Genomic DNA, 16,267 nt, shown 5'->3' with positions numbered 1-16,267 from the left:
CCATGATCGGTGAAGCATGGCTGGTCCCTTCGGTATCGGTGGTGGGGTGGACGGTGCGAGCCGGCCGGCCCGGGTCAGCCCTTGACCGCGCCGAGCATCACGCCGGAGACGAAGTAGCGCTGGATGAAGGGGTAGACCGTCAGGATGGGCAGGGTGGTCAGGACGATGGTCACCGCCTGGAGGGTCGCCGCGGCCTGGACCGCGTCGGCGTCGGCGACCCCGCCGGCCGACTGGGCGCCGGTCGCCCCGGCGATGAGGTTGCGCAGGTAGACGGTGACCGGGAACAACTCCTGCCGGTCCAGGTAGAGGAACGCGGTGAACCACGAGTTCCAGAAGGAGACCGCGTAGAACAGCACCATCGTGGCGATGATCGCCTTGGACAGCGGCAGCACGATCCGCAGCAGGATGCCGTACGTGTTCAGCCCGTCGACCGCCGCGGCCTCCTCCAGCTCGGTCGGCAGGCTCTCGAAGAACGCCTTCATCACCAGCAGGTTGAACACGTTGATCGCGTTCGGGATCACCACGGCCCAGATGCTGTTCTTCATGCCCAGGCTGGTGATCAGCACGTAGTTGGGGATCAGCCCGCCGGAGAAGAACATGGTGAACACCGCGATGCCGACCAGCGCCCCGCGCCCCTTGAGCTGCGGCTTCGACAGCACGTACGCGTAGCAGGTGGTCAACACGATCGAGATGGCGGTGGCGACCACGGTGTACACGACGGTGTTGCGGTAGTTCGTCCAGAACATCGGGTCGGACGTGACCAGCTTGTACGCGGTCAGGTTGAACCCCTGCGGGAGCAGGTTCACCTTCCCGGCGATGATGTTCGCCTCGTCGCTGAGCGACCGGGCCACGATGTTCACGAACGGGTACAGCGTCACGATCACCACGGCGGTCAGGATGATGCCGTTGACCACCTGGAAGACCCGGTAGCCACGGGTGTCCCGGGGGCCGCGCGGGCGGCGGGCGGCCCGCTTCGTGCCGAGGGTCACCACAGGCTCGTCCCCACCGTGCGCCGGGAGATCAGGTTCGCCGTCAGCACCAGGACCAGCCCGATCACCGCCTCGAAGAGGCCGATCGCGGCGGCGTAGCTGAAGTTGCTGGACTCGAAGCCCATCCGGTACAGGTACGTCGAGATCACGTCCGCCGTCGGGTAGGTCAGCGGGTTGTACAGCAGCAGGATCTTCTCGAAGCCGACCGCCATGAAGGTGCCGATGTTGAGGATCAGCAGCGTCACCATGGTCGGCCGGATCCCGGGCAGGGTGACGTGCCAGGTCTGCCGCCACCGGTTCGCCCCGTCGATCCGGGCCGCCTCGTACAGGTTGCCGTCGATGGTGGTGAGGGCGGCGAGGTAGAGGATCGTGCCCCAGCCGACGGTCTGCCAGACCTCCGAGGAGACGTAGATCGTCCGGAACCACTCCGCCCGTTGCAGGAACGGCACCCCGTCCCCGCCGGTGGCCCGGACGAGCTGGTTCACCGCGCCGTCCATGGCGAGCAGCTGCATCACCATCGCCGCCACGATCACGATCGACAGGAAGTGCGGCAGGTACGACACCGACTGGACGAACCGCTTGAGCTTGCGGGTACGGACCTCGTTGAGCAGCAGCGCCAGCACGATCGGCAACGGAAAGCAGAACAGCAGGGTCAACGCCCCCAGGACCAGGGTGTTGGTGAACACCTGCCAGAACGTCGGGTCGGCGAAGAACATCCGGAAGTACCGCAGGCCCACCCAGTACTCACCGAAGATGCTGCCGCCCGGCTGGAACCGGCGGAACGCGATCACGTTCCCGAGCATCGGCAGGTACCGGAAGACCAGGAAGAACAGCAGCGGCAGGACGGCCAGCGAGTAGAGCTGCCAGTCCCGGCGCACCGCCTGCCGCCAGCCCCGGCGCCGGGGCCGTACCCGGGGGGCGGGGGCGACCGGCGCGGGCTCGCCGGTCTCCGGCGGCCGGAGCGTCTCGGAGGTCATCCTCGCCCCTCCTACCGGGGCTGCGCGAGCGCCACAGCGGGCTCGACCCGCACGCTGGTCAGCAGTTCCCGCTGGTGGCCGACCTCGCGTTCGGCGCCGGTCAGCCGCAGCGGCAGGCTGGCCACCACGTCCCCGCTGGACCGGCCGAACCGCAGGTCGACCGCGCCGGGCTCGACGATCCGCCGGCCCCGCAGCCCGGTGAACGACGCCACGTCGGCGCAGACCCCGAACGTCACGGTCGCCGCCGCCCCGGCCTCCAACGCGACCCGGGCGTACCCGACCAGCCGGACCACCGGCCTGGTGGTCTGCGCGACCGGGTCGTGCAGGTACAACTGGACGATCTCCGTGCCGGCCCGGGAGCCGGTGTTGCGGACGGTGATCCGGACCGTGGTCTCCCCGTCGACCGGCCAGGCCACCGGCCCGGCACCGGACACCGGCTCCCCCGCGGGGTCGAGCACCGTCGCGTCGGACCAGTCGAAGGTGGTGTAGCTCAGCCCGTGCCCGAACGGGTACGCCGGGGTCGGGTCCACCGAGGAGACCTCGGAGCGACGACCCAGCGGCGGCGACAGGTAGGTGGCGGGCAGCCCGCCCGCGTCCCGGGGCACGCTCACCGGCAGCCGGCCGGACGGGTTCACCGCGCCGGTGAGCACCTCGGCGAGGGCCTGGCCGCCCCGCTGCCCGAGGAAGAACGCCTGCACGACGGCGGCGGCCCCGGCGAACTCCGGGCCGAGCGCGTACGGCCGGCCGGCCAGCAGCACCAGCACCACCGGCGTACCGGTGTCCAGCACGGCCCGGACCAGGTCCGCCTGCACGCCGGGCAGGCGCAGGTCGGCGGCGTCGCAGCCCTCACCGGAGGTACCCCGGCCGAACATGCCGGCCCGGTCCCCGACGGCGAGCACGCAGACGTCGGCCTCGCCGGCCGCCGCGACCGCCGCCGCGAAGCCGGTGGTGTCGTCGCCGGTGATGGCGCAGCCCGGTTCGTGGACCAGCCCGGGGACGAGCCGGGCGAGTTCGTCACGCAGCGAGGGCAGGTCCAGGCCGAGCCCGTGCTCGGGATGCTCCCCGACGTGGTTGGCGAACGAGTAGCAGCCGAGGAAGGCCATCGGGTCGTCCGCGACCGGGCCCACCAGCGCGACCCGCCGCTGCGGGGCGAGCGGCAGCACCCCGTCGTTGCGCAGCAGCACGACCGACTCGCGGGCCAGCCGCAGCGCGACCTCCCGGCTGGCCTCGTCGTCGAGGCGCAGCCCCTCGACGCCGTCGGGCAGTTCCCGCCAGTCCTCGTCGAGCAGGCCCAACTCGGCCTTCTGGATCAGCACCCGGCGCAGCGCCCGGTCGATCAGCGCCTCGTCGACCTCGCCCGCCCGCACCGCCGTCACCAGGTCGGGGCCGAAGGCGTCCACGGTGGGCAGTTCCACGTCGATGCCGGCGCGCAGGGCGAGCCGGGCGGCGTCGGCCGACCCGTCGGCCAGCTTGTGCAGGGTCTCAAGGAAACGCACCGAGAAGTAGTCGGCGACGACGGTGCCGGTGAAGCCCCACTCGTCGCGCAGCAGGCCGGTCAGCAGGCCCTCGTCGGCGGCGGCCGGGAGGCCGTCGATCTCGGCGTACGAGTTCATCACCGACCGGGCCCCGCCCAGCCGCAGCGCCATCTCGAACGGCGGCAGGATGGCGTCGGCCAGTTCCCGGCGGCCCATCGACACCGGGGCCAGGTTGCGCCCGCCCCGGGAGGCGGAGTACCCGGCGAAGTGCTTGAGCGTGGCCACGATGCCGGCCCGTTCCAGCCCCCGCACGTACGCCGCGCCGACCGTCCCGACCAGGTACGGGTCCTCGCCGATGGTCTCCTCGGTACGGCCCCACCGGTAGTCGCGGGTGACGTCGAGGACCGGGGCCAGCCCCTGGTGCACCCCGGCCGCCCGCATCGACCGGCCGATCCGCCCGGCCATCTCCTCGACCAGGTCGGGGTCGAAGGCGGCACCCCAGCCCAGCGGGGCCGGGTAGACGGTGGCCCGCCAGGCGGCGAAGCCGGTCAGGCACTCCTCGTGCACCTGGGCGGGGATGCCGAAGCGGCTGGTGGCGACGATCTGCGCCTGGGAGGCGGCCAGCGAGCGGGCACCCTGGACCGGGTCCACCGGCGCGGTGCCGAACGGGCGGGTGAGCTGGCCCAGCCCGTACCGGATGAGGTCGGGCCACGGCGGAGCGTCGCCCATCATGTCGGACTGGTGCGGGGCGACCCCCTCGCCGGAGGCGTCCGCGCCGACCCAGACCCCGACGAGTTGGGCGACCTTCTCCTCCAGCGTCATCAGCGGGATGAGCGCCTCGGCCCGTTCGGTCGGCGACCGCTGCGGATCACGCCAGGCGGCGGCGTCCCGGGGTGTCGGACCGTGGTCGACGGGCACCTGACTTCTCATCCGTTCCCCTTAGCTTCGACCCCGCCCGCGCCCCGTGGTCAGGGCGAACGACGACAGCGACGGCCTCGAAAGTTTCGGCAATAACCGCGTTACCTGTTTCGGCAACTTAAGCGGCGCGTCAGAATGTGTCAAGGGTCTCAAATTGACCGTCGACATCGTCCACTCCGCGACGGTCGGTCGCGTTCGAGCGCGTGATCGGCGGATTCGCGCATTCGCCGGGCCCGATCGATGAGCCGACCGTGTTAGGGTGCCTCGAAAGTTTCGGATGCGTTCTATGAGGCTTCGATGACAGAGTCCCGACCGCCGGCCGCACCTGCCTCTGCCACCATCGCCACCATCGCCGACGAGGTCGGGGTCTCCGTGGCGACGGTGTCGAAGGTCCTCAACGGGCGCTCGGACGTCGCCCCCGAGACCCGGGCCCGGGTCGAGGAGAGCCTGGAACGCAACCGGTACCGTCGCCGCACCAAACGGCAGCCCACCAGCACCGGGCAGCTCGACCTGGTCTTCCACGAGTTCGACTCCGAGTGGGCCATGGAGATCATGCGCGGCGTGGAGGCGGTGACCTCGGCGGCCGGGGTGGGCGTGACCGTCTCCCAGCTCGGCGGCGCGCACAGCCCCTCCGCGCAGTGGCTCGACGCGGTGCTCGCCCGCCGCCCGCTCGGCGTGCTCTTCGTGCTCTGCCACCTGACCGAGCCGCAGCAGCAACAACTGCAACGCCAGCTCATCCCGTTCGTCGTCGTCGACACCGACAGCGCCACCTCCGCCTCGGTGCCCACCGTCGGCTCCAACAACTGGAACGGCGGATTGCTCGCCACCCGCCACCTGCTGGAGCTGGGTCACCGGCGGGTCGCGATCATCTCCGGCCCGCAGGACGTGCTGTGCAGCCGGGCGCGGGCCGCCGGTTTCCAGTTCGCCCACGACGAGGCCGGGCTCACCGTCGACCCCACCCTGGTCCGGTACGGCAGCTTCTACGTCGACGCCGGCTACCGGCACGGGATGGAGCTGCTCACCCGCGCCGACCGCCCCACCGCGATCTTCGCCGGGTCGGACATGCAGGCCATGGGGGTGCTCCGGGCCGCCCGGCAGCTCGGCCTGCGGGTCCCCGAGGACCTCTCCGTGATCGGGTACGACAACCTGCCGGTCGCGGCCTGGATCGGTCCCGCCCTGACCACCATCAACCAGCCGCTGCGGGACATGGCCGGCACCGCCACCCACATGCTGCTCGACCTGGCCCGGGGGGTCGAGCTGTCGACGAGCCGGATCGACCTGGTCACCGAGCTGATCGTCCGGGAGAGCACCGCACCCCCACCCGACCACCCCTGACCCGGCGACGCCGGCCCGGCGCGACCGTGGCCCGGCGCGGGAGCCCGGGTCCGGCCACCCTGCGAGGACCCATGCCCTTCGATCTGCCCCTCGACCAGCTCCAGCGGTACACGCCCGCCGTCGCCGAGCCGGCCGACTTCGACGAGTTCTGGCGGACCACCCTGACCGAGGCCGCCGACCGGCCGGTCCTCGTCGACGTCCGCCCGGAGCCGACCGACCTGCGCCTGGTCGACACCTGGGACGTCACCTTCGCCGGTTTCGGCGGCGATCCGGTCCGGGCCTGGTACACCCGCCCGGCCGGGGTGGACACGCCGCTGCCGGCGGTCGTCGAGTACGTCGGCTACGGGCGCGGCCGGAGCCTGCCGCACGAGCGGCTGACCTGGCCGGTGGCCGGGTACGCGCACCTGCTGATGGACAGCCGGGGCCAGGCCGGCCAGTACAGCAGTGGCGACACCCCGGACCCGCACGGCGCGCCCGGCGGCCCCTGGCCGGTGACCTGGGGCATCCTCGACCCGCACCGGTACCACTACCGTCGACTGATCACCGACGCGGTCCGGGCGGTCGCGGCGGTCCGGGCCCTGCCCGGCGTCGACGCCGGACGGGTCGCGGTCGTCGGCAACAGCCAGGGCGGCGGGCTCGCCCTCGCGGTGGCCGGACTCGTCCACGACCTCGCGGCGCTGCTCACCACCGCCCCGTTCCTCTGCCACCTCCAGCGGGCGATCGAGCTGACCGACGCCCAGCCGTACGGCGAGATCGCCCGGTACCTGGCGGTCCACCGGTCGGCGGAGGGGGCGGTCCGGCGCACGCTGTCGTACGTGGACGGGGTCACCTTCGCCCGGCGGGCCACCGCACCGGCCCAGTTCGGCATCGGCCTACGGGACAACGTCTGCCCGCCGAGCACCGGCTTCGCCGCGTACAACCAGTACGGCGCGGCCGGGTGCCGGGCGGGACTGCCGCAGCGGGAGATGCACGTCTACCCGTTCAACGGCCACGAGGGCGGGGAGGCCGTGCACACCCGCCGCCAACTGCGCTGGCTGGACCGGATCGTGCGGGTGACCGACCCCGCCGGGTCGGCCGACCGGGCCTGACCGCCGCCCCCAACGCGGTCGGGCCACCCCGACCGCGTCGCCGGCCGGGTGCGCCAGCAGGTCAGCGGCGTCGCCGATCGGTCAGCGGCACTGCCCCCGAAGCGCAGCCAACGGCCGACGGCGTCGCCCGGTTTCAGTGCCGTCCCCCGGGGTTCAGCGGCGTCGCCCGTCGGGTCAGCGGCGTCGCCCGTCGGGTCAGCGGCGTCGCCCGTAGCGGCCGGCGGCGACGGAGACGCCGATCGCGGCGAAGCCGACCTGGAGGGCCAGTTCGATCCAGTCGATGCCCCGGGTGTCGTCGACGCCGAGGATGCCGGCCACGAGGGTGCCGAGGAGCGCGGCGAGCACGCCGATGGCCAGGGTGAGCCAGATCGGGATGTTCTGCTTGCCCGGGACGACGAGCCGTCCCAGCGCACCGATGATCAGGCCGATGACGATGGCGGTGAAGAAGCCGGTAACTTCCACGGGAGCCGTCCCTTCGACAGGTGTACTTCATGATCATGCCCGGTCGGCCCGGCCGGTCACACCCCTGCGCCACCGTCCGGGGGATTCGTCACGTAACCGTCACCCGCCCGTGCGCCGTTCGTCGCACCCACCCGCCGGACGCGCCCGCCTCCCGGGGTCGCCACCACGCACGCCGGCGCCCGGCGGTCGGGTGGGGGTACCACCGGTGACCGCCGGGCGCCGGGCGTGGGTCAGCGGGCGCCGCCGGAGAGCGCGACCAGCGCCTGCGCCGTCCGGAAGTACGGGTTGCGGCCGAGGTCGCCGACGGTGGTGATGTTGAAGGCCTCCTTGAGCAGCTTGGCGTCGCCGTCGCTGACCCCGGCGAGGGCGGCCACCGGGGCGTCGACCAGCTCGGCGAGGGTCTTGTCCTGGTAGGCCTTGTCGACGAGCTTGGTGAGGTCGGCGGTGACGGGCATGCACACTCCTTCGAGAAATCCGATCGGGACATTACGACCGGATATGGTTGAACCTACCGAATTAGATCATCAAACCCGCGCCCGGGTCCACTGTGGACGCCGCTGGGCGACCGCGCGCCGGCCGGTACCGGCCGGCGGCCCTGGTCAGCCCTCGTCGCCGCCGTCCTCGTCGCCCTCGAAGGCGTCGAAGACCTCGTCGGCGACCATGCCTCCGGCGAAGCCGAGGGCCGCGCCACCGACGACACCCGCCGCGACCGCGCCCATCCCCGGGCCGCGCCGCTCGTGGTGCTCCTCGTAGTGCCCCCCGTGCGGCGGGCCGTACCCCGGCTGCCCGTAGCCGGGCTGGCCGTAGGCGGGCTGCCCGTAGCCCGGTTGGCCGTAGCCGGGCTGGCCGTAGCCGGGCGGCGGGTACCCGCCCGGGGCGCCGTACCCGCCGCCGCCGAGCAGCGACTGCCGCTGGTCCAGCGCCTGGCGCAGCCAGCCGTCCACCTGGCCCGCCCAGTCGACCTGGTCGGCGTCGGTGTGCGCGACCCGGTACCGGCCGTACGAGTCGTGGCCGGGGGTGAACAGGCCGCCCCGCTTGTCGAACTCCAGCACGATGTCGACGCCGTACTCGTTGGCGACGAAGGTCAGCTCGACCTCGCTGATGCCGTGCGCGTACTGCGGCGCGGCGTAGTACTCGATCTCCTGGTAGAACGGCAGGCTCTGCTGGAGGCCGGAAATGTACCCGTGCTCCAGGTCGGCGCCCTTGAACTGGAAGCCCAGCCGGCCGAACGCCTCCAGGATCCGCTCCTGCACGGGCAGCGGGTGGACCTGCACCGGGTCCAGGTCACCCTTGTCGACGGCGCCCCGGATGGCGACCTCGGTACGCAGCCCCATCGTCATGCCGTGCAGGTGCTGGCCGTACAGGTCGGTGACCGGGGTCTCCCACGGCACCGGGATCCGGAACGGCAGGGACACCTGCTGCCCCTCGCGCAGGTGCAGGCCCCCGGCCACCTGGACGCGGTGGAACTCGACGATCGCGTCGTGCTCCGCCTCGGCACCGTCGACCTCGACCCGGGTGACCAGCCCGAGCGAGATGTGGTCGATCTCGGCGTCGTGGCTGCCGCCGGTCAGGTTGACCTGGCCGTCGAGCAGCAAGCCGGGGCGGGTGTTCGGATTGGACAGGACCGTGTCGACGCTGGGTCCGCCAACCCCGAAGGCACCCAGCATCCTCTTGAAGACCACGTACTTTCCCCTCGCCAGCCGGTGGGCGTGAACGCCCGACCAGCACGTGAATTCATCTCACGACAACCCTTGTCCCACAAGGCGATCAGCGTCGTCCTCAGTGGATCGGATCTGCCGGGGAAGCTAGCACCAGAAGCTGAGAGATCGCTGAATGCAATCGAACCACTACCGAGAGGCAGAATTCCTGCTCGGGTGCCCTGCGGGACGCCGGGACGCACCGACCCGACCCGGTCCGCGCCCGCACCCGACCCCGGGCACACCGGTCGCCGGGCCCCGCCACCATCCAGCAGATGCCAGCACGACGGCCACCAGAAGCTGGCATCGGCGGTCTTCCAGCGGCCTTCTGCCCGGCAGATGCGACAGCTATCCTGCTCCGGTGACCGTGTTCCGGATCAGTGAGGCGGCCGACCTCCTCGGCGTGAGCACCGACACCGTCCGCCGGTGGGTGGACGCCGGGCGACTGCCCGCCGACCGGGACGAGCACGGGCACCGGCTCGTCGACGGCGTGGACCTCGCCGCGTTCGTCCGCGTCCAGGGCGCCCGGCCCGACGACCGGGCCGAGGAGTCCTCGGCCCGCAACCGGCTGCGCGGGATCGTCACCGCCGTGGTCCGCGACGCCGTGATGGCCCAGGTCGACATCCAGGCCGGCCCGTTCCGGATCGTGTCGCTGATGAGCCGGGAAGCCGTGGACGAGCTGGGGCTCCAGGTCGGTTCGGTGGCGGTCGCGGTGATCAAGTCGACCACGGTGGTGGTGGAGCGGGCCGCTCCCGGCACCGGCGGCAGAATGAGGAGCACGCCGTGAGCATCCGGACGACCCGTACCGCACTGGCCGCCGCCGCCGTCGCCGCGCTGCTGGCCGCCACCGGCTGCGGCGGCGACGGACGCCCCGCCGACGGCGGCGGGTCGGCCGTGGGCGGCACGGTGACCGTCTTCGCGGCGGCCTCCCTGACCGGGGCCTTCACCACCATCGGTACGCAGTTCGAGGCGGCGCACCCCGGGGTCACCGTCCGGTTCAACTTCGCCGGCAGTTCCGGCCTGGCGGCGCAGATCAACCAGGGCGCGCCCGCCGACGTCTTCGCCTCCGCCGCGCCGGCCACCATGACCACCGTCACCGACGCCGGGTACGCCGACGGCGAGCCCACCACCTTCGTCCGCAACCAGCTCGTCATCGCGGTACCGAAGGGCAACCCGAGGGGGATCGCCGCGCTGGCCGACCTGACCGGCCCGGACGTGCGGGTGGCGCTCTGCGCCGAGCAGGTGCCCTGCGGCGCGGCGGCCGGACGGGCCCTGACCGCCGCCCAGGTCCGCCTGACCCCGGTGACCCTGGAGCAGGACGTCAAGGGCGCGCTCTCCAAGGTGACCCTGGGCGAGGTCGACGCCGCCCTGGTGTACCGCACCGACGTCCGGGCCAGCACCGACGTCGACGGGGTGGAGTTCGCCGAGTCGGCCGGGGCGGTCAACGACTACCCGATCATCGTGCTGCGGGACGCCCCGAACCCGGCCGGCGCGCAGGCGTTCGTCGCGTACGTCCTCTCCGAGCCGGGCCGGGCCGTCCTCACCGAGGCCGGCTTCCAGGCCCCGTGACCGGCACCCCGGGCGCTCCGGGCGGTACCCCCACCCGGCCGGCCGCCCGGTGGCCCGCGCGCCGGTCGCCGGCCCGGCGGGGCGGACGCCGGGCGCCGGTCGCCCTGCTGGTGCCGGCCGGGCTGGGGCTGGTCTTCCTGACCCTGCCGCTGGCGGGGCTGCTGGTGCGTACCCCGTGGGCCACCCTGCCGGAACGACTCACCGCGCCGGGCGTGCTGACCGCGCTGCGGCTGTCGATGGTGTGCGCCACCCTGGCGACGCTGCTCTGCCTGCTGCTCGGCGTCCCCCTGGCCTGGCTGCTCGCCCGGGTCGACTTCCCCGGCCGGCGGCTGGTCCGGGCCCTGGTCACCGTCCCGCTGGTGCTGCCCCCGGTGGTCGGCGGCGTGGCGCTGCTGCTGGTCTTCGGCCGGCGGGGCCTGCTCGGCGGGTGGCTCGACGAGACGTTCGGCCTCACCCTGCCGTTCACCACCACCGGGGTCGTGCTCGCCGAGGCGTTCGTGGCGATGCCGTTCCTGGTCATCGCCGTCGAGGGGGCGCTACGCGGAGCCGACACCCGGTACGAGGAGGCCGCCGCCACCCTCGGGGCCGGCCGGTGGACCACCTTCACCCGGGTCACCCTGCCGCTGGTCGCCCCCGGCGTCGCGGCCGGTGCGGTGCTCGCCTGGGCCCGCGCGCTCGGCGAGTTCGGCGCGACCATCACCTTCGCCGGCAACTATCCCGGCACCACCCAGACCATGCCCCTGGCGGTGTACCTGGCCCTGGAGACCGACCTGGAGGCGGCGATCGTGCTGAGCCTGATCCTGCTCGTCGTCTCCGTGGCGATCCTCGCCGGGCTCCGGGACCGCTGGATCGGCACCTCGTGACCGGCCCGCCGCCCGACCGGTCCCGCCCGGTCGACGTACCGCAGGATCGTCCCCGCCCGACCGGCGCGCTGCTGGACGGGCACCTGGTGGTGGACCGGGGCGTCTTCCGGCTCGACGTCCGGCTCCGGGTGGCCGCCGGGGAGGTCGTCGCCCTGCTCGGCCCGAACGGCGCGGGCAAGACCACCGCCCTGCGCGCCCTGGCCGGGCTGCAACCGCTCACCGCCGGGTACCTCGCCCTCGACGGGGTCGACCTGGACCGGCCCGACCGCCGGCACCTGGTCGGGCCCGAGCACCGCCGCATCGGCGTGGTGTTCCAGGAGTACCTGCTCTTCCCCCACCTCAGCGCGCTGGACAACGTCGCGTTCGGTCCCCGGCGGCAGGGCCTCGACAAGCGGGCGGCCCGGGCCCGGGCCGCCGACTGGCTGGACCGGGTCGGGCTGGCCGGGTACGCCGACCGCCGGCCGCGCCGGCTCTCCGGAGGCCAGGCGCAACGGGTCGCCCTGGCCCGCGCCCTCGCCGTCGAGCCGACCCTGCTCCTGCTCGACGAGCCGCTGGCCGCCCTGGACGCGCGGACCCGGCTGGACACCCGTACCCAACTGCACCGGCACCTGGCCGCGCACCCCGGCGCGACGGTCCTGGTCACCCATGATCCGCTGGACGCGCTCGCCCTGGCCGACCGGCTGGTCATCGTCGAGGACGGCCGGGTCGTGCAGGACGGCGACCCGGCGACCGTCACCACCCGGCCGCGCACCGACTACGTGGCCCGCCTGGTCGGGCTGAACCTCTACCGGGGCGAGGCGACGGGACGGCAGGTCCGCCTCGGGCCGGGCCTGGTCCTCGGCACCGCCGACCGGGTGACCGGCGACGCCTTCGTGGTCTTCCCGCCCACCGCCGTCACCCTGCTTCCGGAGCACCCCGGCGGGGACGTGCCGCACGCCTGGCCGGCCACGCTCACCGGCGTCCAGCGCCACGGTGACCACCTGCGGGTGGAGCTGAGCGGCCCGGTCGAGACCGTCGCCGACGTCACCCCGGCCACCGCCGCCCGCCTCCGGCTCGCCCCCGGCCAGCAGCTCTGGGTGGTGGTCGACCCCGCCGCCACCCGCGCCTACCCCGCCACCCCACCCGCCTAGCCGCACCCGCTCCCCACGCGCACCCCGCACCCGCTCCGCACGCCCGCACGCCCGCGCGCACCGCGCACCCCCCGCCCCCCGCGCGCACCGCACCCCGCGCACCGCACGCCGCGCGCCTTCGGGAGCAAGAAGGGGACCCTTCTCTACCGTATGCGTTAAGAAGGGGCCCTTCCTTTCACTCGGGCGGGGCGCCGGTGCTGGCGTCGTGGATTAGGTCGCCGTACTCCGCGCCGTGCCGGTCGAGGAAGCGGGTGACGAACGGGCAGACGGGCACCACCTTCCGCTGCCGGTGGCGTGCGTCGTCGAGCACGCCCCGGATCAACGTGCTCGCCACGCCCCTGCCCTCGTACCCGGGCAGGATCTCGGTGTGGGTGAGCACGAGGACGTTCCCGACACCCCGCAGGTAGCTGGCGTACCCGGCCAGGTCGCCGTCGATCCGGGCCTCGTACCGCTGCTCGTCCGACACGTCGGTGACGGTGATCTCCATCCCTGGTGACCTCTTCCGGGTAGGCGGGGTGGTGCGGGGCCGACCAGGCTACTCCCCCGCCCCGGTCGGTCCGACGTGGTCCGGGGCGGCGTGATCCGCTCCGGCGCGGGACGCGGGGGCGGGGTGGGGTGGGGTGGTCAGACGGGGGCGCGGTCGGGGTCGGGGGTCGGGGTGGTGGCTCGGGCACGCAGGCCGAAGGCGGTGACGACCGCCGCGAGCAGGACCGCCACCAGCGGCAGCACCAGCCCGGCACGGACCGCGTCCAGGGTGACCCCGGTCATCCCGGGTGCCCGGGCCACGGCCACGCTGACCGCGGTGACGGCGGAGATCCCCAGCGCCATGCCGAACTGCATCGAGGTGTAGAGCAGGCCGCCGGCGAGCCCGTGCTCCCGCTCGTCGACCCCCTCGACGCCGGCCATGGTCAACGGGCCGTAGACCAGCCCGAAGGCGAGACCGAGCAGCACCATGGTCGGCAGCATCGCCACGTACGCCCAGTCCAGCCGCGCCGGCAGGAACAGCGCGTACGCCGCCACGGCGGCGAGCAGGCCGCCGAAGAGGACCCGGGTGTGGCCGTACCGCTGCACCAGCCACGGCGTCAGGGTCGGGGCGATCAGCACGTCGAGGGCGACCAGCAGCATCGCCAGGCCGGTCTGGAGAGGGCTCCACCCGCGCAGTTCCTGGAGGTAGAGGGTGACCATGAACTGGAACCCGGCGAACGCCCCCATGAACAGCAGGGCGGCGAGGTTCGTCCGGACCAGTGCGGCGCGGCGGAGGATGCCCAGCCGGACCAACGGGTCGGCCGCCCGCCGCTGCACCGCGACGAAGAGCGCGAGCAGGGCCGCCCCCACGGCGAGGAAGCCCACGCTCACCCCGATCCCGTCGCCGCCGTGCTCCAGCCGGACCACCCCGTAGACGAGCAGGAGCATCGCCCCGGTGAGGCTGACCGCGCCGGCCACGTCGAAACCGTTCCTCGGCCGGGTCACCGGCGGGTCCGGGGCCACCAGCGGCAGCGCGGCGAGCAGCAGCACCGCCGCGAGGATCACCGGGGCGAAGAAGACCCACCGCCAGCCCAGTTCGGTCAGCGCGCCCCCGGCGACCAGCCCGAGCGAGAAGCCGCCCGAGGCGATGGCGGCGTACACGCCCAGTGCCCGGGTCCGTCGCGGCCCCTCGGGGAAGGCGGCCGTCACCAGGGCCAGCCCGGCCGGGGTCATGAAGGCCGCCGCGACTCCGGTCACGAACCGGGCCACCAGCAGCATCCACCCCTCGGTGGCGAACCCGCCGAGACCGGAGAAGACCAGGAAGACCGTCAGCCAGGTCAGGAACATCCGGCGGCGGCCGTACAGGTCGGCGGCCCGCCCACCGAGCAGCATGAACCCGCCGTACCCGAGGACGTACGCGCTGACCACGCCGCTGAGCGTGCCGGTGGAGAGGCCGAGGTCGTCCCGGATGGCGGGCAGGGCCACGTTGAGCATGGCCACGTCGATGCCCTCCAGGAAGATCGCCCCGCAGAGCACCAGCAGGACCGCCCAGGAGCGGGCGTCGAACCGGCCGGCTGTGCTGACCATCGTGAGCTCCTCTCCGGCGAACCCCCGCAGGTTCCCGGTACGCACCTCGGTTCCTTGTTGTAACCAGGTGCATCGTCGGGCAGCATCAGCAGGCGTGGAAGACGGAACTTCGCCGTCCCTCAGTTACTGCGGGGATACCGACGACGGCTACGACGTACGCCAGTGGGACGTCCGGGAGGACTGCGAGGTACGGCAGATCCTCGACCGGATCGCCGACAAGTGGTCACTGCTGGTGATCGCCCTGCTGGACCAGCGCAGCCTGCGGTTCACCGAGCTACGCCGCCAGGTCGACGGGATCAGTCAACGGATGCTCGCCCGTACCCTGCGACACCTCGAACGGGACGGGCTGGTCAGCCGGACCGTCCACCCGTCGGTGCCGCCCCGGGTCGACTACGCGCTGACCCCGCTCGGGGCGACCCTGCACGAGACGATCCGGGCGCTGGTCACCTGGACCGAGACGCACCAGCAGGAGATCGCCGCCGCCCGCGCCGCGTACGACGTCCGCGCGGCGGCCGAGCAACGGCAGGCCGACGAGGAGGCGGCGGCCCGGACCGCCCTCGCCCGCGCGGTGCTGGAGCGGGGCGGCCCGGGGCCGACTCAGGACGTGGCCGGGAGGGTGCCGAGGTAGGCGTGGAAGGGCGCGGCCAGCTCCGCCGACGTCAGCCCGGTCCCGCCGCGCCGGGCGATCCCGGGCAGCACGGCGGTCACCGCGTCCATCAGCGCGGCGGACCGCTCCGGCGACGGGTCGATGGCGGCCGGGACGTCCCCCCGACCGGCGGCGAAGACGATCTCGTGTACCCCGGCGGCGGCGGCCACCGTCCGGCAGATCGCGCACGGTTCGCAACTGGAGTACACCACCGCGCCGGTCAGGTCCGCCGACCCGCGCCGCCGGGTGGCGTCCCGGATCGCCGCGACCTCGCCGTGCGCCGACGGGTCGTGGTCGGTCCGGATGGTGTTGACGCCGCCCCCGACCACCGTGCCACCCTGGGCGACGACGGCCACGAACGGCGAGTACCCGGCCGCGCCGTACCGCTGCGCGAGCCGGACCGTCCGGTCCAGCACCCCGGCCTCCCCACCCAGCTCGGCGACCGTGCGACCGACCAGTTCCGCGACCGCCCGACCGACCAGTTCCCCGGCCTCGGGCGGTCCGACCCGCGCCGCGACCGGTGACGGCCGGTCCGGCCCCGCCGGCCGGGTGGGGCCGGCCAGCTCCTGGAAGAGCGTCACCGGTACGCCGGCCGGCCCGGCCAGCCGGGAGTTGCGCGAGTTCCACGGGGTACGCACCGGCGCGGCGACCAGTTCCGCCCCGGCCCCGGTCAACGTGGCGGTGGCCGCCTCGACGTCGGTCACCTCGAAGGCCAGCCGGACCGGCCCGGCCGGCGTACCCCCGGTCTCCACCTCGGCGATGAACCGCGCCTGGGCGGCGTTGGCGAGTTCGAGCGTGGCCCGCCCCGCTTCGAGGATGACCACCCGGGCACCGTCGGGCCCGGCGAACGCGGCGGACTCCGGCAGGCCCAGCGTGTCCCGGTAGTACGCCACCGCCGCGTCGTGGTCGTCGACGGTCAGCACGACGCGGAGCTGGTTGACATCGGTCTCGGTCATGCCCGCAGGCTAGGCCTTCACACCGGTGTCAGGGGCAAGGCGACACGGGACGCGCTGCGCCGGACAGGGACCGGTGGGTGGGTGGGGCCGCCGCCGGGTCACCGGGGTCG

15 protein-coding genes and 1 pseudogene are annotated in these 16,267 nt (G+C 73.6%); 7 read left to right on the top strand and 9 right to left on the bottom strand.

Annotated elements, in window-relative coordinates:
* Positions 1-74: 74 nt before the first annotated feature.
* From AWW66_RS10165 to AWW66_RS10155, 3 genes are read right to left on the bottom strand one after another with little or no spacing between them, the layout of a single operon-like run.
* Positions 75-989: a carbohydrate ABC transporter permease gene (locus tag AWW66_RS10165; RefSeq protein ID WP_083978371.1), complete on the bottom strand. Its 915-nt coding sequence runs from the start codon at positions 987-989 to the stop codon at positions 75-77.
* Entirely contained in the window at positions 986-1,966 is a 981-nt protein-coding gene (locus AWW66_RS10160; protein WP_067363245.1) for an ABC transporter permease, read from the bottom strand. Before AWW66_RS10160 ends, AWW66_RS10165 begins: the two co-directional genes overlap by 4 nt.
* Positions 1,967-1,977: 11 nt before the next feature.
* Positions 1,978-4,371 carry a beta-xylosidase/alpha-l-arabinosidase gene (locus tag AWW66_RS10155; protein WP_067363242.1) on the bottom strand — a complete coding sequence of 798 codons (2,394 nt, stop codon included), beginning with the start codon at positions 4,369-4,371 and terminating at the stop codon, positions 1,978-1,980.
* 285 nt (positions 4,372-4,656) lie between these two features.
* Here AWW66_RS10155 and AWW66_RS10150 point away from each other — a divergent pair, with 285 nt between their 5' ends.
* Positions 4,657-5,694 (top strand): LacI family DNA-binding transcriptional regulator, encoded by a 1,038-nt coding sequence (locus AWW66_RS10150; RefSeq protein WP_067363239.1) that lies wholly within the window; start codon positions 4,657-4,659, stop codon positions 5,692-5,694.
* A 71-nt stretch (positions 5,695-5,765) separates the two neighbouring features.
* On the top strand, positions 5,766-6,782 hold the full coding sequence (locus tag AWW66_RS10145) for an acetylxylan esterase (RefSeq protein WP_067363235.1): 1,017 nt from the start codon (positions 5,766-5,768) through the stop codon (positions 6,780-6,782).
* Between the two features lie 195 nt (positions 6,783-6,977).
* On the opposite strand, the gene AWW66_RS10140 is transcribed toward AWW66_RS10145, so the two are convergent.
* From AWW66_RS10140 to AWW66_RS10130, 3 genes are all read right to left on the bottom strand, one after another.
* A complete protein-coding gene (locus AWW66_RS10140) occupies positions 6,978-7,244 on the bottom strand; it encodes a GlsB/YeaQ/YmgE family stress response membrane protein (protein ID WP_067363232.1) in 267 nt (88 codons plus the stop codon).
* Between the two features lie 230 nt (positions 7,245-7,474).
* The gene (locus tag AWW66_RS10135; RefSeq protein WP_067363229.1) at positions 7,475-7,699 is read right to left on the bottom strand and encodes a hypothetical protein; all 225 of its coding nucleotides are present in this window, start codon (positions 7,697-7,699) and stop codon (positions 7,475-7,477) included.
* Positions 7,700-7,843: 144 nt separating this feature from the next.
* Positions 7,844-8,926 (bottom strand): sporulation protein, encoded by a 1,083-nt coding sequence (locus AWW66_RS10130; RefSeq protein ID WP_067363226.1) that lies wholly within the window; start codon positions 8,924-8,926, stop codon positions 7,844-7,846.
* Between the two features lie 376 nt (positions 8,927-9,302).
* Between AWW66_RS10130 and AWW66_RS10125 the strand changes: the two genes are divergently transcribed.
* From AWW66_RS10125 to AWW66_RS10110, 4 genes are all read left to right on the top strand, one after another.
* Positions 9,303-9,728: a TOBE domain-containing protein gene (locus AWW66_RS10125; RefSeq protein WP_067363223.1), complete on the top strand. Its 426-nt coding sequence runs from the start codon at positions 9,303-9,305 to the stop codon at positions 9,726-9,728.
* Positions 9,725-10,510 (top strand): molybdate ABC transporter substrate-binding protein, encoded by a 786-nt coding sequence (modA, locus tag AWW66_RS10120; RefSeq protein WP_067363220.1) that lies wholly within the window; start codon positions 9,725-9,727, stop codon positions 10,508-10,510. The genes AWW66_RS10125 and modA overlap by 4 nt, the downstream gene beginning before the upstream one ends.
* Positions 10,507-11,373: an ABC transporter permease gene (locus tag AWW66_RS10115; RefSeq protein ID WP_067363217.1), complete on the top strand. Its 867-nt coding sequence runs from the start codon at positions 10,507-10,509 to the stop codon at positions 11,371-11,373. Before modA ends, AWW66_RS10115 begins: the two co-directional genes overlap by 4 nt.
* Before the next feature lie 68 nt (positions 11,374-11,441).
* Complete coding sequence (locus AWW66_RS10110) at positions 11,442-12,503, top strand: ABC transporter ATP-binding protein (RefSeq protein ID WP_067363305.1); 1,062 nt, start codon at positions 11,442-11,444, stop codon at positions 12,501-12,503.
* 175 nt (positions 12,504-12,678) lie between these two features.
* Here the strand turns inward: AWW66_RS10110 and AWW66_RS10105 are convergent, their stop codons facing one another.
* Complete coding sequence (locus AWW66_RS10105) at positions 12,679-12,990, bottom strand: GNAT family N-acetyltransferase (protein ID WP_067363214.1); 312 nt, start codon at positions 12,988-12,990, stop codon at positions 12,679-12,681.
* A 137-nt stretch (positions 12,991-13,127) separates the two neighbouring features.
* Positions 13,128-14,555, bottom strand: coding sequence for an MFS transporter (locus tag AWW66_RS10100; protein ID WP_067363302.1), 1,428 nt, complete (start codon positions 14,553-14,555; stop codon positions 13,128-13,130).
* Positions 14,556-14,751: 196 nt separating this feature from the next.
* Between AWW66_RS10100 and AWW66_RS35225 the strand changes: the two are divergent.
* Positions 14,752-15,054: pseudogene (locus AWW66_RS35225) on the top strand (winged helix-turn-helix transcriptional regulator); the annotation flags it as partial.
* A 98-nt stretch (positions 15,055-15,152) separates the two neighbouring features.
* Here the strand turns inward: AWW66_RS35225 and AWW66_RS34830 are convergent.
* The gene (locus AWW66_RS34830) at positions 15,153-16,157 is read right to left on the bottom strand and encodes a VOC family protein (protein WP_067363211.1); all 1,005 of its coding nucleotides are present in this window, start codon (positions 16,155-16,157) and stop codon (positions 15,153-15,155) included.
* Between the last annotated feature and the right edge of the window lie 110 nt (positions 16,158-16,267).

Source organism: Micromonospora rosaria (assembly GCF_001567585.1).
Lineage (GTDB): Bacteria > Actinomycetota > Actinomycetes > Mycobacteriales > Micromonosporaceae > Micromonospora > Micromonospora rosaria.
The sequence above is the reverse complement of the archived record's forward strand: the minus strand, read 5'-3'. Positions and strand labels throughout refer to the sequence as shown.

What these genes read in the sequence shown, in the direction of transcription:
- AWW66_RS10145 (WP_067363235.1), top strand. Translation starts at nt 5,766, where the DNA reads ATGCCCTTCGATCTGCCCCTCGACCAGCTCCAGCGGTACACGCCCGCC.
- AWW66_RS10155 (WP_067363242.1), bottom strand. Translation starts at nt 4,371, where the DNA reads ATGAGAAGTCAGGTGCCCGTCGACCACGGTCCGACACCCCGGGACGCC.
- AWW66_RS10100 (WP_067363302.1), bottom strand. Translation starts at nt 14,555, where the DNA reads ATGGTCAGCACAGCCGGCCGGTTCGACGCCCGCTCCTGGGCGGTCCTG.
- AWW66_RS10105 (WP_067363214.1), bottom strand. Translation starts at nt 12,990, where the DNA reads ATGGAGATCACCGTCACCGACGTGTCGGACGAGCAGCGGTACGAGGCC.
- AWW66_RS10150 (WP_067363239.1), top strand. Translation starts at nt 4,657, where the DNA reads ATGACAGAGTCCCGACCGCCGGCCGCACCTGCCTCTGCCACCATCGCC.
- AWW66_RS34830 (WP_067363211.1), bottom strand. Translation starts at nt 16,157, where the DNA reads ATGACCGAGACCGATGTCAACCAGCTCCGCGTCGTGCTGACCGTCGAC.
- AWW66_RS10135 (WP_067363229.1), bottom strand. Translation starts at nt 7,699, where the DNA reads ATGCCCGTCACCGCCGACCTCACCAAGCTCGTCGACAAGGCCTACCAG.
- AWW66_RS10160 (WP_067363245.1), bottom strand. Translation starts at nt 1,966, where the DNA reads ATGACCTCCGAGACGCTCCGGCCGCCGGAGACCGGCGAGCCCGCGCCG.